Below are 21,095 nucleotides of genomic sequence, written 5' to 3'. Positions count from 1 at the left end.
ATGGATGCCATAATTATTTTATCAATCATTGTTTTCTGGATCACGTTTGTCATAGCGATACGCCATTATTCAGTCTACCTGAAAGAAAAGCGTATGTTACTAGAGCATATATCAGATATGACGGAAGTAAGTGCTTTTGAAAAGAAGTCAAAAAAGAAAAACAAAACCAGCATGGTTCAAAAGTTAACCAAATATGCAGATGAATTCTCAGATATTGGACAACGAATCAATTTCTTCAGTGAAAATCACGATGTCAAAGACTGGCTGCGAAAATCCGGTAATAGATACGGATTAACCGTTGAAAGATTTCAGGGAATGAAAATTGTTTTACTATTGATCGGGTTTATCTCAGGGGTCCTATCCCTAGTGATTGGTCTACCATTCTCTCAATATGCATTGATTCTCAATCCGGTGATTGGCTATTTCCTGCCGATCGTCCTGGTGAGAAATCAGGCAAAAAAGCGACAAGAAGCATTGAGGCATGATTTACCCGATTTTTTAGATACCATCAGCACCAGCCTGCAGGCAGGTGTCAGCTTAGACCAAGCTTTAAGGGAGGTGATACGGTTCTTTGACGGTCCTCTCAGGGAAGAGTTCTCACGATTCAATCATGAAATCGACCTGGGGGTACAAAGAGAAACCGCCTATCGCAATTTACTGGAAAGAAACGATAATCCTGAATTCCAAAGTCTCATCAAGGCCCTGATGCAAGGCTTGAAGCTCGGTGTCCCAATCGCTACGACCTTCAAAGTCCAAGCGGAAGACATGAGACAGTTCAGAGAAGAACAAGTAAAAGAACTTGCAGCTAAAGCTTCCCCGAAAGTAACACTCGTCACCACATTTGTAGTGGCGCCGGTATCCATACTTATGATTGCCGGGCTGATGTTACTGAATTTAATATACGGGGAGAACAGCATCATTAAACTATTTAATAACTTTTAAAATGGAGGAAATTAATCATGAAAAAACTAACAGAACTTTACACAAAATGCTCAATCAATTTGGATGAAATGGTACGTAATGAAAGAGGATCCCAAACGTTAGAATGGATTGGAATCGCAGCGGTCATTGTTATTTTGGTTGGGGTTATTTCACAGGCATTTGCGAATGATACGACAATCGGGGACGCTGTAGTAGAGAAAATTTCAGGAATGATCGATTCAATTGGAGGAAATTAATTCCTCTTCAATTGGATAGATGAATAAGGTTAACCACCAAGCATAAGAATTTCAATGAATATCCAAAAAATATAGTGATTTTCATCAAGGGGGATATGCATGAGAAAGCACCTCTTTATTCTGCTCGCGCTAGCAGTTGTATTGTCAGGGTGTAATAGCGAGAAGCAGAATGAGAAACCTTCCAGCCAAAGTAAAGTAGAGCAAAAGGATAACAAAGAAAAAAAGACGTCGAACAAAGAGAATAACGAAGAAGAGGCTGAAAGTTTTTACAGTAGTATTCCTGAGGTACCTAATTCAGCAGAAGAAGTTATTAGCCAATTACCAGGAAAATTTGTTGGAGAACCCATTAGGAGTGAAGAGTTCGAACCTACCTTGTTTAAAGAGGTGAAAAGTGCTCCATCACTAAGTGAGGATCCAAGTGAGGAAGAGTACGATCAATATTTTAAGTATCTATATTCATTAGCAGCGGTTGATTTCCCTGACCCCCAAGACCTTGTGAAGAAGTGGGAATACAGCATGTCAGGTACTCCCAATACTACCGATGAAAGATATCAATTTAAAGACAATTACAATATTGAAATAATATTGGATTCAAGTGGGAGCATGAAGAATGATGTGGAAGGTAAAACTCAAATGGACCTTGCAAAACAAGCCATTAATGACTTCCTGTCAACCGCTCCTGAAGAAGCCAACGTATCTCTAAGGGTCTATGGACATAAAGGATCTGGATCGGATCAAGACAAAAAAATGAGCTGCTCCAGTGTGGAACAGGTATATGGGTTTGATAAGTATAATAAAGAGCAATTTGATAAAGCATTAAACAGTTTTGAACCGAGTGGCTGGACTCCTATTGAAGGGGCATTGAAGGCTTCCAAAGAAGCGTTCAGCAAATATGATTCAAAGGATAATACGAATCTAATTTATCTTGTAAGTGATGGGATCGAGACTTGTGACGGAAATCCTGTTGAATATGCTAAAACCTTTGCGGACTCTAACATTAAACCAATTGTCAATGTCATCGGATTTAATGTGGATAGCGCTGCCCAAAAGCAATTGAAATCTCTGGCTGATAACACAAACGGGGTTTATACAACAGTGACCAATGCTAAGCAATTAGAAGAAGAATTTGATCGTGCAAAGGATGTTTTAGAGAGTTGGGAAGATTGGAAAGATGACGCACTCAATGATGCTGATGCCAAAAAAGTAGACGCAAACTTTGACATCCTAAGCTATACAAATGATTATTCATTAATGGCAGACATCCAAAATAATAATTTATATGGGATCATTGCTGATCTATCTTTAGAAGATGTGATTACTATTGAACAAAAGAAAGAACTTATGGAACGAAAAAATAAGGCAAAAGATATAGTCGACGAGTCCGAAAAGAAAATAAAAGAAGATCTGGAAATGAGCAGAGATAAAAATATTGATGATTTGAAAAAAGAAATTAACGAAAAATACAACATGAATACGAATTAGAAATTATACATCGATGAGTAAAGCATAAAACCTTAATCATAGAAAGGAAATGGAACGATGATGGAAAGACTGACCAAAAAGGTTTTTGTAATGTTGGCTCTACTCATCGTTCTTTTCCAATCATTTTCCTTGCCTATATATGCAAGTGCCACCATCAAACCGTGGAATGGTAATCCATGGACAGGTGATTCTTGGGAAGGAAGCCCGTGGGACCCCCAGCAATTAAAGTGGGAAGGTAACCCTTGGGAAGGTAAGTCAACACAGGGAAATGATTGGGAAGGTAACGGTACTGAAGGTCAGGGAACAAATGGCCAAGGAACGAATGGACAATCCTGGGAAGGGTTTGATTGGTCCAACGCGCCCTGGTATATGGATCCTTGGGTAATGAACGGTTGGACGCCCAACGGGTTCCAGGGTAATGGAACGGACGGGAATCCTTTTAACGGTAATGGAACGAATGGAAACCCGTTTGTAGGCTATGATACGAACGGTAATCCCTTTGATGGAAATGGCACAAATGGCCGATCATTTGAAGGGGACCCAACAAATCCTCGTGGAGGGGAAACGGCTAGCTCATTTACTGGTGATCCAACGGATATTAAACTTCCGATGGGGTATGAGGTAGCCAAATACTTAAGTAATGATGTCGTTGGCGGACAAGTGAATATGATAAGTGAATTTATGAACTTTGATTTTGAAGCTAATCCCAATGGATATAGACCAAATGGTACATTCTTTTCTTCTTTAGTTCTTAATGGAGTAAAAGTTGGTTTAGGGGATAAAACGCCAGGATTCGTGAATGGAATAGCCGATATTCATGATGGGACTTTAAAAACAATAGATGCAGTTGGTGCAATAAAAGACTACCAAATTTTAAAGACCGTTAGAAATTTAGATGACGCTCAAAGTGGAGCTCGAGGAGTATTGACGGCCACTGACAATGCTAGTGATTTACTTTCGGGATTATCAAAGGTAGGGTCAATATCCAAATTTAACTTTGCCACAGCTGCGGTGGGTGCAGGTTATTCAGCATTTGAGCTTGGTTTTAATGGTGCTAAAGCATATGATGTATTAAATTCAGATGTAGCCGGAAATAAGAAAGTATCAGCTGTTGCAGAGGCATCAAGTAACCTTGGTGATTTACTAATGAACGCAGGAGTAGTAACTGCTGCCTTTCCGGGTGGCCAAGCAGCTGGGGCAGTAATGATTGCCGGTGGTGCAGCTATTTGGGGAGCTTCTAAGTTAACCAAGCTTGTGGCCGACAATTGGAGTGGTATAAAAAAATTCGCAAAAGACCCAGTGAAAAACACTGCTAAAGCCATTGGAAAAGGAATATCAAAAGTTAAAGGATGGTTTAGTTAATTAAATAGGGGGGCTAGTCCCCCTTGAATAGTTAGGAGCCACATAAATGAATTTTGAAATCTTGAAAAAACAAGCAAATAAGCACAAGAAATTTTTAGAAAATAAAGTACTCATTAACCCATTCAGTTATGAGATTAATAATGTAGATTATTATCTGGCAATTTATGAAAGGGGAAATAAATTAAAGGGGTACACAGTAATTTCTGAAGGGGAATATGTTGAAGATGATGCAATTAAGGCTTTTGAAAAGCTCATTTTGTTCACTGCATATGTAAATAAATTTTTTGAAATTGAAAAAGCAAAAATGAATCTCTCCCCAGAGTCATTTAGAAATATATATACTGTTTTAGATGATTATTTAAAGAGTAACCAGAATGATGATTTAAGTAAAGGTAGAGAAAAGATAAGTGAATTAGAAAACCTTTTAGTAGAATTACAACTAAAAATAAAAACCTATACCGACCATTACGATAATCATATATTGGTTCATAATACCTTAGATGAACAAGAAGAGAGTAAAGTAATTGAAGCTATGTCTCATGTAAATAGACTTCAGTATCTTCAAGGTAAAACATTAATTGAGTCTTTTAATGACTTAAGGAATATGTATAAAGAAATGAAGAGATTGAATCTGGTTCAAAAACTATCAGAATATGATCAGACAGTCTTAAAAGAAATTTCAAATAATATAGATGAAACAAAGAGGAGCATTAAAGATTTTGGACCTGAAAAAGAAATTGCTCACTTACCAGCACATGAACAAGTGGAGATAATTTCAAACGACATGAGGAAAATTGGAAAAGCTAAACTCCCACGCTACAAACAAGATCTACGCTACCCAAAACCCTGAGGTGAGATAATATGGATAAACCAATAAGACACACTTTCTCATTTATCGGGGAAAGGTTTGAGAAGATTTTAGTAATCATTCTATGTGTGCAATTACCGTTATTGTTATTGCATTCTCTTATTACGAATTATATCTACGCTGTTACACCCAACGTAGGAACAATCTATTCTGTAGCGGATATATATTATGCTCTGTTTACCATTCTGTTATTCATTTACGCTCAAATCCCATTTGTGAAATATACGTTCAACGAATTAGAAGGCAGGGAGAATTCTCTGCGAAACGCTTTATATACTTTTGTAGTAAAGGGCTTTCCTATTTTTCTCTTTGCTTGTCTGATCAGCATTCTATCAATAATAGGTTTTGCATTTTTCATTATTCCGGGGATTGTGATTATGGCTGTGTTCATCACGGCTCCAATCATTGCAATAGTAGACAACAAATCGGTGTGGAAGTCTATTAAAGAAGCAGGTCTATTGTTCAAAAAGAAGTTCATTAAGATTATTATGCTGCTATTACTATGGGGAATCATAGAGATGGTAGTAGGAATTGTTCTAAATGGGCTTATTTTAAATATTACTTCTTCATACGCGGCGATAGCAGGCGTGCAAATGATTACCAATATGATATTCTACCCTGTTTTTTTAGTGCTATTAACAACCTACACATTAAAGTGGAGAGCAGGATTACGTAAACTTGTGTAGTGAGGATGTGAGAAGGTTATGTTTAAGCTAAAAGAAAAATTAAAAAGTGAAGAAGGTTCCTCCACTATTGAGTTCTTGGGGATCCTCCCCTTTATCCTGCTTGTCGTTATGATTGCCTGGCAGCTTATCGTGAGCGTACAAGCCGTCGTGGTTGCTCAATCGGCCGCAAATGAAGCTGCCAAGGTATATTCGATTACTGAAGATTCGGTTGAGGCGACGGAGGCTGCGAAAAAAATCGTCAATGCCGGGGGATCGTATTTATCCTTTTCGGGAGCGTCAGGTATGGCTAATAAGGATTTTACCACGAGTGTTGATGTGGAGATTGATTTAGTGTTTCTTCCGAAGAAGATCTTCCCTGGGGGGACAATTCCGTCTATTTCGTTTACCTCTACTGCCTCTGGTAAGGTGATAAAAAATGAGAGCTAGAGTAAAAGCATATCTTCAGGAAGAACGAGGGAATGCAGCACTGTTTATGATAGGGTTACTGAGTATTATGATGGTCCTGTTTGTGTTTGTATTTAATCTTTCAAAAATATTTGCGGTGAAGGAAGAAGCGAATACAACCGCACAGCAGGCAAGCTTAGCGGCCACGTCCGTTCTTTATGATCAATTGGATGAGGCGATTGAGAAATATGAGAGTAAAGAAATTATCGGAGTAGTGGATTCTCATCCTGAATCAATAGAAGAGAAAATTGAAAAAAAAGAAATACAATTAAGATCTGATGCCGGGTACAATGATTATTCGGAAAATGAGATCAAGCTGGAAGCCACGGACATTGTTTTGACAGAGGAATTACGTCATGGATTAGGTAAGGATAAACTGGATGATATTTTGGGAGAAGAAATTTACCAACAAACCTTACCTGACATGGTATCTCAAGCTAAATCGACCATCATACAAAACGATGGGAATTTAACAGATGCCACTCTAACGATTAAAGACGGACAAGTTTTTGTCCATGCTTCAAACACCATGGAAGGAACCGCCTTTAAAGGTTTTTTTCAAGACATTAAGGAAGATCTGTTTCAAACCTCGGCTGGACCCAAAGTCGACTTTATTGAAGAGCTTTCAAACTTTCAAAATAAAGAGGTAGAACGGTCCCTTAATGAGTAAATATGACAGGAGGAATGAAGATGTCCAAAAAAGAAAAGCGCTGGAGAAGGTTTTATTTATTCCTTATGATTTTCTTCTATGCGATATTTGTCCCGGTTTCAGTACTGGAATGGCTGCTGGGTGATGGAGGTTTGCCCATTACCGCTGTGGTAGTAGGGACTGCATTACCTTATATGAGAAAAAATCATCTTCATCAGATTCAGATGAAAGAAGGAACAGGAGCTTGAAGTGAACTTCAGGCTTTTTTATTAGAAGTGAACATAGTTTTGTAAGAATTATTGCAAACATATAAAAGGATTTATATTTGAGGTGTGGACATGAACCGTTTGAAGGTAATCTTACAGATTTTAATCGTTTTGTCTATTTTTATGGTAGGTTGTGGAAACGAGAACAAAGAGGATCAAACTACTCAAAAAAACACTTCCCAAAAGGTAGATGATGATAATAATCCATCTAAAAAAGAAACCCTTGCTACTTCTTCAAATGAAGAAATAGAGGTTTCTCCATTACCAACAACATATCAAGAATTAGAAGATTTGCCCGCCGGGAAAGATTCCGAAAGAATACCTACCTTAACTGAAGAAGACAAAGATAAAGTGGCTGATAGATTCAAGGATTTACCTGATATTAAGAATAATCCTTCCAAGAAAGAGTTGGATTATTATTATCAGGAATTGTTAAAGAGAGTTCAAAGGGATTTTAAAGGTCCAGAAAGCTTAATCAAACAAATGAAGTTTCAGTCTTTCGGGGATCCCGAAATGGAAGATACCAGGTATCAGTTTAAAGAGAATCTAAATGTAGAAATCATACTGGATGCCTCTGGAAGTATGGCACAGGATGTTGGTGGCACTACAAAGATGAATGCTGCAAAAGAAGAAATTAAGAAGTTCGTTGAAAGTTTGCCAGAAGGGACCAAAATGGGACTTAGGGTATACGGACATAAGGGCAGTAATGCAGATTCTGATAAGGAGCTATCTTGTAATAGTTCAGAAATGATTTATTCAATAGAGCCTTTAGAGGATTCAAAATTCCAATCTGCTTTAGACCAAGTTCAACCTACTGGCTGGACACCGATAACGCTTGCACTTAATGAGGCTAAGAAGGATCTATCTACATTCAAAGGTGAAAACAATACTAATATTGTGTATCTCGTTAGCGATGGAATAGAAACATGTGACCAAGACCCCGTAGCAGCTGCTAAAGAGCTATATGATTCTAATGTAAAGCCCATTATTAATGTTATTGGATTTAATGTGGATGCCGATGGTCAAAGGCAGTTAAAAGACATCGCTGACGCCACTGAGGGTATTTATGAAAATGTTGATGACCAAGAAAGTTTAAAGTCAGAGCTTGAGAAGATACAGAGTGTTGCTGAAGCTTGGGAAAAGTGGAAAAGCAAAGGTAAGCAGTCTATTGACCTTAAAGAGGTCCAAAATAGCTTGGACATATTTGGCTACATCACACAAGAGAGTGTAAAGGTAACAACAGAAAAAACTCAAATAGACTTATTCTTATCTATTCTCGCTGATCATGGGAAGATGGATACAGAATCAAATACATATCTCTCAGAGAAAAACAGGGAGTATCATGAGTGGATATATGATGAAGTTGAGGAATTCGAGAAAGAGTTGAGAGCAATAAACGAGAAAAGCTATAAAGATGCCATGAAAGCATTAGAACAGAAGTACAACATAAATACTCAATAATTAAGCTTCTTGTAACAAAATTATCTGCCCAAGATTTGATGGTGTGTACATCACATTCAGAACCCATCAACTGTTAATAGAAAAGCAACTCAATTTCCGCAGGTTCTGACAAACTAAAAAATAATAGTAGATAGGAGATTCATATGGACACAGCTACCGAAGTGAAATCAATCCAAAAATTCAATCCGTTAGTAAAGATCTGGACGAAACCCCGAATATCCATTCGTTACATATTAGAAAACAAAAAGTTTGCATGGGTCTTTCTGCTGGTCAGCTTAGCGGGGATGTCCACCGTCTTGGATGCAGCGTCTTCTGCTAATATCGCAGATCGGGTGAATACAAGTGTGGGAGGGATCTTCTTCTTTTCCCTTTTACTTGGGCCAATTCTTGGTCTAGTAATCTGGGTTCTCTCCGGGTTGTTATATTGGGGGATCGGCAAAATCTTCAGTGGAACCGCAACCTTCAAGGAGGTACTAAAGGCCACAGCATGGGCCAATATTCCAATCATCTTATCACTTCTTTTGTGGATTCCGGACATTCAAGTCTTTAAACTGGGAGCATTTTCTGCTTTCCCCCCACCGATCAGTCCAGGAGAAGGCGGCATCATCATTGTGTCATCCATCCTAGAAATGGTTCTCTCCATTTGGTATATCGTCATTCTCATTAAAGCAATTGCAGAAGCGCACCAATTTTCTTCATGGAAAGCCCTTGGTACAGCAATCCTTCCAGGGGGGATCATGTTAATCTTTATCGCCTTGTTAGTGTTTGTTTCGTAACAAAATATTGAAGGAGTGGGTACTGTGAGTAAGAACTTGACACGTTGGATCAGTTCTCTACTAGCCCTTTTACTACTCAGTACGATTCTCCCACTATCGACATCTGCAGACATACAGCCTTGGAAGGGAAATCCATGGGAAGGAAATCCCTGGGACGGAACGCCTTGGGATGGGGACTTATCAGAAGTAGAAAGCGAATCACCTGAAACAGAGAAAGGAAATATAGAAGACCTGGATCCGGTCTTGCTTGAAGAGCTTGGAAATAGGGGATGGGAAGAAGAAGACATTGAAAACCTTCAATATACTGATCCTGATTTATGGGAATTCCTCACAAGCTCACAAGAATGGGAAAACTACTTCAAGCGTGTCGGAAACGGCATAGGAGACACCGCAACCGGCCTATGGGAATGGACAAAGAGCAGCACCAAATCCATGTGGGATTACGTCTCTTCTGGCGACATCTTCAGAGATGCCAAACAATCCACCATAGACAAATTTCATTATGTCATGGACGGAGGAATGTGGAAGGACACAAAAAGCACAGCCCGCTACCTCTTTTCCAAAAACGCCTGGAACGATGTGAAAAGCGGTTTATCCTCCACATGGGAATACACGAAGAACATCGGGAGTTACCTTTTCTCCAAACAAGCGGTCAAAGACGCCTATCAATATGTCACTTCGGGTGAGATCCTCATGGATTACATGGAAGACTTTGAAAGCTTCGCGACAGGCGTCAACCCGGAAACCCAGCAAAAAGTCTCCGGCATGGAACGAATTATCGCAGCCGGAAGCATCGTCTTCAAACCGATTAAAGCTCTTGATAAAATAGATAAAGTCGGGAAAGCAGCGGATAAGGCGAAGATGTTGGCGAAGGTGGAGGATAAGAAGAAGCCTGGGGTGGATGTGGCTGGTAAGGGTAAAGATAAAACTGTTAAACCTAACGATGTAGTACCATATCGACCTAGTAATTCACCTCTAGAAAATCATCATGTTGTTATGGATGTTTGGGCTAAATATAATGTTCCAAACTATGTAAGTAGAGGTGGGAATACCCCAACAGTAGCACTTACAAAAGAACAACATGCTGCTACAAAAGCTGTTTATAGAGAATGGTTATATGAAAAAACAGGTAAGAAGGTTGGAGGCAAAATTGATTGGCAATCAGTCTCTCCAAGGGAGATACAAGAACTTACAGAAAGAATGTTTGATGCTGCAAATGTTCCCAAATCAGCCAGACAAGAATATTATAATTCCTTTAATAAATATAATTATCGGGAGTGAAGCTAATGGAAAAGATAAAGCAGTTGCTCACACAAGTAAAGACTTTACCACATTGTCGTATCTTTGAGCCTTCTGGAATACCCATTATTGATGAAGAAAAGCATATTTTACCTAATGATTTAAAAGAGTTTTATAGTCTTTGTGGGGGATTAGTTCTATTTGAAAATGAGGAATATCCAATTTATATTGTATCTCCTGATAAGTTTGTATTAGCAAATCCAATAATTGTGGGTGAATTATGTGAAGAAGATATTTCATCTAACTGGTATATTATTGGTAATGATGGAACGGATGATTACTTAACGATTGACCTCAAAGAAGATAGACTAGGTAGATGCTACGATAGTTTTTTTGACCGCCATGGGCTTGTAGGTGAGTCCCAGATAATAGCTACTTCGTTTACTGATTTACTTGAACGACTTATAAAAAATAAGGGGCAATATTGGTATTGGCTAAGAAATGATTTCACCTATATAGGTGATGCATATGATGGTATATAGAGATAAAAAGTGACCTTGATTGCAACATGCCTTTCAAGGTTTTTTTGTGGTCTAACCAATACCTAGAAAACACTCTTTATTAAGATAGTAAATATACCTATTCACATATTTCAAAATGGGAATAGAGACAACGATACAGGGTTTACTTCTCTGTAATACAACAAAGGACAGCACCCGATCTAGGTTGAATCTCCTCCATTGCTAACTTCAGCGATGCCAAACAATCCACCATAGACAAATTTCACTATGTCATGGACGGAGGAATGTGGAAGGATACAAAAAGCACAGCCCGCTACCTCTTTTCCAAAAACGCCTGGAACGATGTGAAAAGCGGTTTATCCTCCACATGGGAATACACGAAGAACATCGGAAGCTACCTCTTCTCCAAACAAGCGGTCAAAGACGCCTATCAATATGTCACTTCGGGTGAGATCCTCATAGATTACATGGAAGACTTTGAAAGCTTCGCGACAGGCGTCAACCCGGAAACCCAGCAAAAAGTCTCAGGCATGGAACGAATTATCGCAGCCGGAAGCATGAATTTGGGGTCAGTCCCCCTGCATACTAATGCGTTATTGTGACGGGGGACTGACCCCATTTTTCTGCTATTCCAGGCGCTCAGGTTATTGGTGCTGGGATGGCAGTGGTTGGTGGAGCAATGTGGTTGGGAGCTACTGCTTACAAATATCGTAAGAGAATTTCTGGATTTATTAGAAGTACTAAAATTGGAAATGCGGTACTAGATTCAAAACCTGTAAAAGCAATAAAAGAGCAAGGAAAAAAAGCTTGGGATTGGGCGAAAAAAACTTTCTTTGGAGGTTAACAGATGCAATTTCTCCCACGTGAAATAAAAAGAAAATATAAAGAAAAAAAGTCATGGAATGAAAATGTAGAAATTTCACCTTATGTGGTGCAACATAATGGTATATTATACCATTATGTTATGTTTTACCCTATATTTGGTAAGGTATCAGGAGCGATGGTTATTGAGAAGAACGGTAACCTACCTCTCTTAGACGAAGCAAAGCCAGTTATTTTTCAAATAAATGGGTACAACAATATGATAGGATTTGCAAATAAGCACATGAAAGAAACTTTAAAAAGACCAGTAGGAATGATGAGGAAAATCGAAGACCAGGTTAAAGAAGTTTATCCAGTTATAGATTCTGGTATGTTGTTATATAAAGAAATAAAGTTATTAAAAGATATGGCCAGAACAATTTACGAAAACCATAAAAAACTTGAAGCAATTTTAAAAGAAATAGCGCAAATTTCCAAAAAAGTACAGGTACAAAATAAAGTATTAGACGAAGACTCCTTTAACCGACTGTTTAATTTATTTACTGAGTGGCATGTTTTATTGTTTAAAGAGAAGAAGATGCAACTTGAAAATCTTTCTGATCTTGCTAAGATTATAGAAAATGTAAAAAAACAACCTAATTCTGTAAAATTAAAAAAATCTTTAGAAAGGTTAAATACTGAAAAAAGAAAAAAAGTTCTTGAAGATTTCATTAAAGGAGTCTTAGACCGTTCGGTTGGTAATGCAATGGAGCTATCATTTACAGATGAGGACATAGAGAAATTTAGAAAATTAAAAAATGATGAAGCCTATTATATGTTTGAAGCCAATCTTGTACCTCATATTAGAAACTAAGGAGAGTACTTTAAATCCGAATTTGAGTCAGTTCCCCTACATACTAATGCGTTATTGTGACGGGGGACTGACCCCATTTCACTAAAACACTGTGAAACTGTTTAATGCTGATAGTGGGGGAGAAAGGGTTAAAGCGGGTGCAGATCTAGCTAAAAGTTCAGGAAGCCTGTTAATGAACGTCGGTACTGGAGTGGTCGCCTTTCCAGGAGGCCAGGTAGTGGGTGGAGATTTAATTGCAGGAGGAGCAGTGTAATGTTCAGGAGGCACGGCTTTTAAACACTGGGGTACAATAAAAAATACAATAACACATCCAGTTAAAACAGTAAAAGAGCTCGGAAAAGGCATAGCCAATAAAGCCAAAAAGACTTGGTCCACGGTAAAAGGATGGTTTTCATAGAATTGGAGGTTGACTGATTTATGAATAAACTGGACATATCTAACATTGCTCAAAATCATAAAAAATTATTAGAAAAGGTGGATATATGCCCTTATGAATTTCATAAGGGTAATCATGTTTACAGAATGGCTCATTTTTACAGGTTAACTTCAAAGTTGTACGGGAGTTTTGTGTATACCCCATACGATTTATCATTTGAAGATGTGAAAATGGTATTTTATAAATTCATCTTATTAGAAGAGTACATGAAAGATAAACTATCTAAAGTAAATGATTATGCTTCTACTGATTTTACTGCAAGCTACTTAGGTTATCGTCAAGAATTAAATGAGAAAATCATGGTGGACTCAAGCTTTATTGACGCACAGGGAATTATACAAAAAATGATAAAGGCAATCGATTATTTTGAAGGATCGTTAAAAAACATTAGGGAAACATATTCCGATTTCAAAAGAATGATCAAGAAGATTGAAACTACTAATGTTTTTACTGAGGATCAACTATATGATATTCAAGGGTTATATGGTAAAGTACACGCCTATCAATTTCTCCAGGCATCCAAACAGAAAGAAATAATTCGCTCATCAAGGGAATTAGTTGCATACATGGATAAAAAAAAGCTCTTTACTAATGAGTTGGAGAACTTTTATAAAAAAACTAAATTAATGGCGAGTGAAGATTCAGAAAATAGATTAGACCATTCTTTAAAAGGTTTTGGTGATTACAAAGAAAACATTACACTCACCTTTCAAGAGTTAGAAGAGAAATTTGTTAAGAAAAATGAAAAGGACTTTTATCAAGCTTTAGATGAGAACTTTATTAAGAGGCGAGTTAGAAACCCTTCAGTACAGGAGGCGTAAGATGATTAAATCGTTAAGAAATAGTTGGATATTATATACTAAGAAATTGAGGGTGTCATCCTCCTCTCCCTCTCTATTCTTTTCCCTTTATTAGTAATTAATTGGTTTTTATTAAAGATTATCTATTCATTTGTTTTTAATGAATTTACATCAGCACTTGCCGATTTCTACTATATCTTTCTTACATTTATCTTTATGGTTATTGCACAAGTTCCATTTATTCAATTTGTAAACCAATACGAGAAAGAATCTGAAATCAAATATAAAAAAATATATTATATTTTTATTACCAACGCCTTTTCTCTTTTTATCTTTGGAATTTGTTTATCATTATTAACTTCCATAGGTACAATATTATTTATTCTTCCTGGCTTAATTGTCCTGGTCTTTTTATTTGGAGCGCCGTATGAAGCAATTCTAGAAAATAAATCGATTTGGAAATCAATAAAACCTTCGACTAACTTTGCTAAGAAAAGATTTTTTTCTTTACTATTTGTCATCATTATTGTTAGTTTAACTGAACTTATAATTGGGTGGATTAGTATGTATCTCATCTATTCCATTACAACATCATTATTAGCTCAGATCATGGTTCAAATGTTATTAAATCTATTAATCGTTCCTTTGCTAGTGATATGGGTCACATACTTCTATAAAGAATGGAAAGAAAAATACCAGTTGGCATAAAGAAGGTGAGGGAGAATTGATGGTATTACTTAAAAAACTTAAAGAAGAAAGGTGGAAAGAACAAAAAAACCATTATGGCTGGAATCAGTTTTGCTATGTTTATGTTGATTTGGAGAGTGCTTGCTTCAATTTTTTAGTCTTGAAATTTTTTACCTAAATGTATTTGTTTAGTCGTGAAAACCTATATCACTCAGCGAAGGAGCCACCACATATGAAAGAGAATGTTTCCGCTTTATATCTATTACCATGGTGTACAGGTTTGTTTGCAGTGTTGGTGCCTGAGTACTCAACTATGACGTTGGCAGTCGCCATTGTGTTATACCTCCCCCTTTTATGGATACTACAGCTCCATAAAAGGCGAACCAAGTCAAAGAAGAAAACGACTAAAATTTCGACCAAAAAAGGCATTCCAAATAAAAAGAAGAAAAGAGTCTATTCTGCTATTGGCGGGTATTACGCATTCACTCTTTTTTCTCTTTACTTAACATTTCCACTCATCCGAGCTCTTGAAATATATTTAGTGAAAATCGTGTTGATCGCAATTTGGATTTTAGTAGCTTATTTGGTGAATAAACATAGGATATTCATTTCTGGAGAGGTTTTAGGTGAGAACAGTAAATATAAAGTCGTCTCTTTTGTATACTCAATGAGTTTAGCCGTCATTCTCCTTGCAGGAGGGGGAGGATTTTTTAAGGCGGCAGAATATTATTCATTTGTCTTTGGCGATAAAGCCACTCTCTACTATTTTTCTTCCATTTTATATCTTTCCGGGCTTTGGTTTACTATTTTTATTCATAGTACTCGAAGAGAGTTTCAATGAGAATCTGTTATTAGGACAATGTTGGAATGGAGAATAAATTTTATGAAGAATGGATGGGTGAAAACAATGACTTTCAAAAAGAAGGTGCCTCTAAAAGAAAGTAGGATTGATAGATTAGCTTTCCTTCTGATTTTGATGGGAGCCCTATGCAGTGTCCTACCTGACGGATCTTGGCTTTTATTTGGTTTAAACATGACTATTGCCGTCATTGCATGCATCACTTCTTTTATTTTATGGAGATATAATCGAAGTGACAGCGTAAGGTATTTCTCCTTGAACGCTTATGTAATGCTGGTAGCGACGGCGATCTATTTTGCCATTCCTTTATTTAGGGTGTTTACCGGAACCATCGTCTTTTGGGCGGGTTTGCTGGTTATTATCGTTATGGCATCGGTACCTTATCTTTTTGCTGAGAACATCGCTTCCGGAGTAAAGAATCCAACACGAACAGCTTTGGGGCGAGTATATATGGTGACGGTTCCTCTCATAATTACGTTTGGTTTCATTTTATTCACTAATGTGAGGGCCAGTGATAAACCGAGTGCTGTGCCAATAGCGATTTTCCTTTATGTTGGGGCCTTATTTTTCCTGTTTATTGCTCCTATCCTTCTGATCACTCCTGAGAGGATGGAGGAATTAGAGAAGTGAAGTAACAGTTGAGTCTGATATATCTACACTACCAAATAACTGAACCTATGGAGGTAACTTAATGGAGAAAGAGAGAAAAATTGACCCACTAGCTAAAATAAGCTTTGTAACAGGTTTTTCTGCCTTCGGAGGAGTCTTTGCATATGGCTACTTTGTAATGGATGGAAGAAACAAATTATATTCCGAAGATTATCCTTTTATGGTAAGCATGCTAATTATAATATGGATTTCAATTATATTTATTATTGCAGACAGAGCAAAATCAAAAGGCGGACAGTTCTCTTGGAAGAAGTTCGGGATCATCCTTCTCATTGTCATTCTCTTTGGCCTATGGAGATTAAAAGTATAACAGGTTAATTCAAGCCTGAAAGCACATTTCAAGCTTTTTATTGATGGTTTTCTTTAGATATATTAATAATAGATACCACTCTATGACTTCCAAATAGTTCTTCCCCAATTCCGATTAGAAAATAGTATATCTACAAGCCCCTCAACCATTAATTTTCCACCAACAAGTTTCAAAACCCACCCCAGTGGTAAATAAGATATGAGTTATTACCAAAATATTGAAAAGTAATACGTAAGTCTCATTTCCGGTTGTTTTTGACATCACATTCAATTTTGAACTATAGGTCTATTGAAAAAAAATGTAGGATTATCACCGCTCAAAGGAGAAGGCATATGTTTATTTGATTTGGGCTCAGTCTCCATACATACGAATATGTTATTGTAACGGGTATCCCATTTGTTTTCATGTTTATTAAAATGTATATAACGGGAGAGTGTACATAGCTAAGAATGGATGTGATCTTGAAAAATAGTATGAAATCAGTCTCAGATAGAGTTACTTCTATAGTTAAAGGGATAGGTGGTTTATTTGGATAATAAAATAGTTAGTTTTAAAGAGAGTAGAATATTTCACACGACATTTTTGCTTATTTTAGTAGGTTTTATATTTAGTTTTATTCCTGAAGAAAATTGGCTTCTTTTTGGGATAAATATGGGAATAGCATCCGGGTGCTTTTTGGTATTTTCATTGCTATGGTGGCAGAATCGTCACCATAGCAAACGCTATTTCTCATTGCATTCTTATTTTATGATAGTTGCTTTATCTGTATATTTTGCAATACCATTATTTAGAGTATTTGCAGGTACATTTGTTTTTTGGTTGGGGTTATTATTAATTATTGTTATGTCGATTTTGCCTTATATTTATTCCGAAAGGATTGCTATAGGGGTACAAAATCCATCGAGAACGGGACTAGGTAAGCTTTATTTGCTTATCAGCGCTCTCATTATTGGATATGGAACTATCCTATTTCTAAATGCAAATTTAACAGCTAATCCCGATGCTTTTACAATTTCAATATTTTGTTTTATGTTATCCCTTTTGTTTCTATTTATAGCGCATATTCTTCTTATTACACCAAAACGAATGGATGAATTAAAAAAATAATACGGCATCTATATATGGAGTTGTAATCATGTTTCGTTATATGTTGACGGGGGGACTAACCTGAATTTTCGTTGGCTAAACAATTCGTAATTAAAGAAAGTACAGTAATAGATTAATAACCTATTAGAATGGGGAGTTTTGAAAATGAGAACGTGGAAACTATTTCGCATAGTATCGTCTATTATTTGTATAGGTACAGTCATTGGAACAATACTGTATGGATACTTTTATATGAGCGATGGCGTTGTAGATGAGACCGATAGACCCTTTTTAATAGCTGCGATAATTCTAGCAATTGTTTCAATGTTCGGCGTTTCAATTGATATGTCAACTGATGGAGGGAAAGATAAATCAAAAAAAGCAATTATGGGTGGAATTAGTTTTGCAATGTTTATGTTGTTATGGAGAGTGTTTGCATCTATATTTTAATTGGAAATTTAATTGAGAAGATATTCTTTTTCTTAGCTGGTTTATCTCTCAGTGGTGATGTGATATTGAATTGTCACTTGGAACTAACCCCGTTTTTAAATAATAATTAAGGGAGGAGCCTATGAACGATCTAAGTCGAAAAGGTAAAATCAGTCTTATGATAGGTATTTCAACAATGATAGCTTTAATCATGTATATTTTTTTAGTAATGGACGGAAGAACTCAACTAAATAATCAAGATGCATGGTTCTTTTGGATCATGATAACCATTATGTTTGTCTCGGTAGTGATAGTAATTGCAGACAGAGCAAAATCAAAAGGTGGACAGTTCTCTTGGAAGAAGTTCGGGATCATCCTTCTTATTGTCATTCTCTTTGGCCTATGGAGATTAAAAGTATAACAGGTTAATAGCTTATTCCAGCTTGAAAGCACATTTCAAGCTTTTTATTGATGGTTTTCTTTAGATATATTAATAATAGATACCCCTCTATGACTTCCAAATAGTTCTTCATTAACTCCTATTAGAAAATAGAATGTCTATAAGCCCCTCAACCATTAAATTTCCACGGACAAGTTTCAAAAGCCACCCCAGTGGTAAATAAGATATGAGTTATTACCAAAATATTGAAAAGTAATAGAAATGAAACATTTAATCAAACGTTTGTTTAAATCCACAACCTAAACTAATCATTCGATATCCCACCCAATATTGGTTAAAATAGATAAGACACATCTTGTTCAACAATTGGCTATAGCTTAAAGGAGAGAAATACATGACGAACTATGCAGATGATAGTTTAGCGTTGCATACAGATTTGTATCAGATCAATATGACGAAGGCTTACTGGGATGATGATTTCCATAATCGAAAGGCTGTTTTTGAAGTGTTCTTTCGAAAGCTGCCTTTTGGCAATGGATATGCGGTGTTTGCCGGGCTCGAACGGATCATTGAATATGTGAAAAAGTTTCATTTCTCGGAAAGTGATATCGAGTACCTACGGGAGTTGGGATATGAGGAGGCGTTCCTCGAGTATTTGGCGGAGCTTCGTTTCACCGGGACGATCCGTTCCATGCAGGAAGGGGAGGTTGCGTTCGGGAATGTCCCCCTTGTTCGTGTGGAAGCGCCGCTTGCTCAGGCTCAGTTACTGGAGACGGCGATCTTGAATATCGTGAACTACCAGACGTTGATTGCGACGAAGGCGAACCGGATCAAGCAGGTGGTGCAGGATGAGGTCGTGATGGAGTTTGGGACAAGACGTGCCCATGAGCTGGATGCAGCGATTTGGGGAACACGGGCTGCGTATATCGGCGGCTTTGATGCGACGAGTAATGTCCGTGCAGGGAAGTTATTCGGCATGCCGGTTTCCGGAACCCACGCTCATGCCATGGTTCAGGCTTACCGGGATGAATATCAGGCGTTCCATAAGTATGCGGAGAGCCATAAGGATTGCGTGTTCTTAGTCGATACGTATGACACGTTGAAGTCCGGTGTGCCGACGGCGATTCGCGTGGCGAAGGAGCTTGGCGATAAGATCAACTTCAAAGGAATCCGCCTTGATAGCGGGGACATGGCGTATCAATCCAAGATCGCCCGCAAGATGCTGGATGATGCCGGCTTTACGGAGACGAAGATCATCGCATCCAATGACCTGGACGAGTATACGATCTTGAACTTGAAGGCGCAAGGGGCACAGATTGATGTATGGGGTGTCGGGACGAAGCTGATCACAGCGTACGATCAGCCTGCGTTAGGTGCCGTATATAAGCTTGTGTCCATTGAAAATGAGTCAGGTGAAATGGAAGACACGATCAAGATCTCGAGCAACGCGGAGAAAGTTTCGACTCCCGGGATGAAAAGGGTTTATCGCATCGTCAATACGGTTAATCATAAATCAGAGGGCGAATATATTGCCCTTGATCATGAACACCCTGAAAGTCAGGAACGGTTGAAGATGTTCCATCCCGTTCATACGTATATCAGTAAGTTCGTCACGAATTTTGAAGCGAGGGAGCTTCACGTGGATGTTTTCAAGGACGGGGAGCTTGTGTATGATACGCCTCCACTGGAAAACATGAGAAGCTTCGTGAATGAAAACCTTGAAATGCTATGGGACGAGTATAAGCGTTCCATGAACCCGGAAGAGTACCCTGTGGATCTAAGTGAAGAGTGTTGGAACAATAAGATGGATCTGATTCACCGCGTAAAAGCCGAAGTGAAAGAAAAACATAGCGAAAATTGGTAAGTTTGCCTGTGTTTGGGTAAGATAAAAAGATATAATATGATGTAACAAAACCTAACATGGAGTGTGAAAACATGGATTCTCTTCAAAAACAAATCGTAGAAGAAATGATGGTCTCCCCGGAAATCAATGCGCAGGAAGAAATCCGTCGCAGCGTCGACTTTATGAAGGCTTACTTGAAGAAGCATTCATTCATGAAAAGTCTGGTCCTTGGCATTTCGGGAGGTCAGGATTCTACTTTATTAGGGAAACTGGCTCAAATCGCCATTGATGAAATGAATCAGGAATCAGGATCATCGGATTATGCCTTTTATGCCGTCAGACTTCCTTACGGGGAGCAAGGGGATGCCCAGGATGCCATCGATGCGGTGGAGTTCATCAACCCGACCGTGTCGATGACGGTCAATGTCCAACCAGCCGTCGATGCAAGCGTCGAAACGTTGAAGAAAAACGGCATCGAGCTTTCCGACTTCGTTAAAGGAAATGAAAAGGCGCGTGAACGGATGAAGGTGCAATTCGCCATTGCTGCAATGAAGGATGGTGTTGTGCTTGGTACGGATCACTCTGCTGAAGCGGTCACCGGTTTCTACACGAAATACGGTGATGGAGCGGCAGATCTCGTTCCTCTTTTCCGTTTGAATAAGAGGCAGGGAAAGATGCTCTTAGTCGAGCTTGGCTGTCCGGAACATCTATACAACAAGAAACCGACAGCGGACCTTGAAGAAGATCGCCCGCAGCTGCCGGATGAAGAGGCACTTGGGGTCACGTACGATCAGCTGGACGATTACCTGGAAGGAAAAGAAGTCCCTGCTGAAGCCAAGAAAGTCATTGAAGGTCATTACCTGAAAACACAGCATAAACGTCATCTGCCTGTAACGGTGTTTGATGATTTTTGGAAATAAGAATATGAAGCTGGTCCTCTATTGTTGAGGGGCGGCTTTTTTATTTCGA

25 protein-coding genes and 2 pseudogenes are annotated in these 21,095 nt (G+C 38.1%); all 27 read left to right on the top strand.

Translation table 11 applies throughout. From position 1 onward, the window contains the following. The 27 genes and pseudogenes from JI667_RS20175 (at nt 1) to nadE (ending at nt 21,046) form a co-directional block, all read left to right on the top strand. Nucleotides 1–942, top strand: coding sequence for a type II secretion system F family protein (locus JI667_RS20175; protein ID WP_206858147.1), 942 nt, complete (start codon nt 1–3; stop codon nt 940–942). 17 nt (nt 943–959) lie between these two features. Continuing rightward, nucleotides 960–1,178, top strand: coding sequence for a hypothetical protein (locus tag JI667_RS20170; protein WP_206858146.1), 219 nt, complete (start codon nt 960–962; stop codon nt 1,176–1,178). Between the two features lie 99 nt (nt 1,179–1,277). Continuing rightward, on the top strand, nt 1,278–2,660 hold the full coding sequence (locus tag JI667_RS20165) for a VWA domain-containing protein (RefSeq protein ID WP_206858145.1): 1,383 nt from the start codon (nt 1,278–1,280) through the stop codon (nt 2,658–2,660). A gap of 57 nt (nt 2,661–2,717) precedes the next feature. Beyond that, complete coding sequence (locus JI667_RS20160) at nt 2,718–4,022, top strand: hypothetical protein (RefSeq protein WP_206858143.1); 1,305 nt, start codon at nt 2,718–2,720, stop codon at nt 4,020–4,022. 46 nt (nt 4,023–4,068) lie between these two features. Next, nucleotides 4,069–4,872, top strand: a complete 804-nt coding sequence (locus JI667_RS20155) for a hypothetical protein (RefSeq protein WP_206858142.1) — start codon at nt 4,069–4,071, stop codon at nt 4,870–4,872. Nucleotides 4,873–4,883: 11 nt separating this feature from the next. Next, entirely contained in the window at nt 4,884–5,576 is a 693-nt protein-coding gene (locus JI667_RS20150; protein WP_206858140.1) for a hypothetical protein, read from the top strand. Nucleotides 5,577–5,594: 18 nt separating this feature from the next. Next, complete coding sequence (locus JI667_RS20145) at nt 5,595–6,002, top strand: TadE/TadG family type IV pilus assembly protein (protein WP_206858139.1); 408 nt, start codon at nt 5,595–5,597, stop codon at nt 6,000–6,002. Further along, nucleotides 5,992–6,690 carry a Tad domain-containing protein gene (locus JI667_RS20140; protein ID WP_206858138.1) on the top strand — a complete coding sequence of 233 codons (699 nt, stop codon included), beginning with the start codon at nt 5,992–5,994 and terminating at the stop codon, nt 6,688–6,690. The genes JI667_RS20145 and JI667_RS20140 overlap by 11 nt, the downstream gene beginning before the upstream one ends. A 20-nt stretch (nt 6,691–6,710) precedes the next feature. Then, nucleotides 6,711–6,917, top strand: a complete 207-nt coding sequence (locus JI667_RS20135) for a hypothetical protein (RefSeq protein WP_206858137.1) — start codon at nt 6,711–6,713, stop codon at nt 6,915–6,917. A 90-nt stretch (nt 6,918–7,007) separates the two neighbouring features. Next, nucleotides 7,008–8,396, top strand: coding sequence for a VWA domain-containing protein (locus JI667_RS20130; RefSeq protein WP_206858136.1), 1,389 nt, complete (start codon nt 7,008–7,010; stop codon nt 8,394–8,396). 143 nt (nt 8,397–8,539) lie between these two features. Next, nucleotides 8,540–9,172 (top strand): Yip1 family protein, encoded by a 633-nt coding sequence (locus JI667_RS20125; RefSeq protein ID WP_206858135.1) that lies wholly within the window; start codon nt 8,540–8,542, stop codon nt 9,170–9,172. A 432-nt stretch (nt 9,173–9,604) separates the two neighbouring features. Continuing rightward, nucleotides 9,605–10,018 (top strand): annotated as a pseudogene (locus JI667_RS24070) (pre-toxin TG domain-containing protein); the annotation flags it as partial. Between the two features lie 66 nt (nt 10,019–10,084). After that, nucleotides 10,085–10,453: pseudogene (locus JI667_RS24065) on the top strand (sugar-binding protein); the annotation flags it as partial. 5 nt (nt 10,454–10,458) lie between these two features. Next, on the top strand, nt 10,459–10,953 hold the full coding sequence (locus tag JI667_RS20115) for an SMI1/KNR4 family protein (RefSeq protein WP_206858132.1): 495 nt from the start codon (nt 10,459–10,461) through the stop codon (nt 10,951–10,953). A 263-nt stretch (nt 10,954–11,216) separates the two neighbouring features. Beyond that, on the top strand, nt 11,217–11,534 hold the full coding sequence (locus tag JI667_RS20110) for a pre-toxin TG domain-containing protein (protein WP_206858131.1): 318 nt from the start codon (nt 11,217–11,219) through the stop codon (nt 11,532–11,534). Nucleotides 11,535–11,590: 56 nt separating this feature from the next. Further along, entirely contained in the window at nt 11,591–11,776 is a 186-nt protein-coding gene (locus JI667_RS20105; protein WP_206858128.1) for a hypothetical protein, read from the top strand. Nucleotides 11,777–11,779: 3 nt separating this feature from the next. Continuing rightward, nucleotides 11,780–12,607, top strand: a complete 828-nt coding sequence (locus JI667_RS20100; RefSeq protein ID WP_206858127.1) for a hypothetical protein — start codon at nt 11,780–11,782, stop codon at nt 12,605–12,607. A 417-nt stretch (nt 12,608–13,024) separates the two neighbouring features. Then, entirely contained in the window at nt 13,025–13,864 is an 840-nt protein-coding gene (locus JI667_RS20095) for a hypothetical protein (protein WP_206858126.1), read from the top strand. 543 nt (nt 13,865–14,407) lie between these two features. Further along, entirely contained in the window at nt 14,408–14,551 is a 144-nt protein-coding gene (locus tag JI667_RS20090; protein WP_206858125.1) for a hypothetical protein, read from the top strand. A gap of 211 nt (nt 14,552–14,762) precedes the next feature. Continuing rightward, nucleotides 14,763–15,371, top strand: a complete 609-nt coding sequence (locus JI667_RS20085; RefSeq protein ID WP_206858124.1) for a hypothetical protein — start codon at nt 14,763–14,765, stop codon at nt 15,369–15,371. A gap of 18 nt (nt 15,372–15,389) precedes the next feature. Next, nucleotides 15,390–16,019 carry a hypothetical protein gene (locus JI667_RS20080; RefSeq protein ID WP_206858123.1) on the top strand — a complete coding sequence of 210 codons (630 nt, stop codon included), beginning with the start codon at nt 15,390–15,392 and terminating at the stop codon, nt 16,017–16,019. A gap of 61 nt (nt 16,020–16,080) precedes the next feature. Beyond that, nucleotides 16,081–16,368 (top strand): hypothetical protein, encoded by a 288-nt coding sequence (locus JI667_RS20075; protein ID WP_206858122.1) that lies wholly within the window; start codon nt 16,081–16,083, stop codon nt 16,366–16,368. A 528-nt stretch (nt 16,369–16,896) separates the two neighbouring features. After that, complete coding sequence (locus JI667_RS20070) at nt 16,897–17,475, top strand: hypothetical protein (RefSeq protein WP_206858121.1); 579 nt, start codon at nt 16,897–16,899, stop codon at nt 17,473–17,475. A gap of 144 nt (nt 17,476–17,619) precedes the next feature. Then, a complete protein-coding gene (locus JI667_RS20065; protein ID WP_206858120.1) occupies nt 17,620–17,904 on the top strand; it encodes a hypothetical protein in 285 nt (94 codons plus the stop codon). Between the two features lie 121 nt (nt 17,905–18,025). Continuing rightward, nucleotides 18,026–18,304 carry a hypothetical protein gene (locus tag JI667_RS20060; RefSeq protein ID WP_206858119.1) on the top strand — a complete coding sequence of 93 codons (279 nt, stop codon included), beginning with the start codon at nt 18,026–18,028 and terminating at the stop codon, nt 18,302–18,304. A gap of 373 nt (nt 18,305–18,677) precedes the next feature. Beyond that, nucleotides 18,678–20,147, top strand: coding sequence for a nicotinate phosphoribosyltransferase (locus tag JI667_RS20055; protein WP_206858118.1), 1,470 nt, complete (start codon nt 18,678–18,680; stop codon nt 20,145–20,147). A gap of 71 nt (nt 20,148–20,218) precedes the next feature. Continuing rightward, complete coding sequence (nadE, locus tag JI667_RS20050; RefSeq protein WP_206858117.1) at nt 20,219–21,046, top strand: ammonia-dependent NAD(+) synthetase; 828 nt, start codon at nt 20,219–20,221, stop codon at nt 21,044–21,046. The last annotated feature ends 49 nt before the right edge of the window (nt 21,047–21,095 follow it).

The sequence above is a fragment of the Bacillus sp. NTK074B genome (genome assembly GCF_017303375.1).
Lineage (GTDB): Bacteria > Bacillota > Bacilli > Bacillales > Bacillaceae_B > Rossellomorea.
The sequence above is the reverse complement of the archived record's forward strand: the minus strand, read 5'-3'. Positions and strand labels throughout refer to the sequence as shown.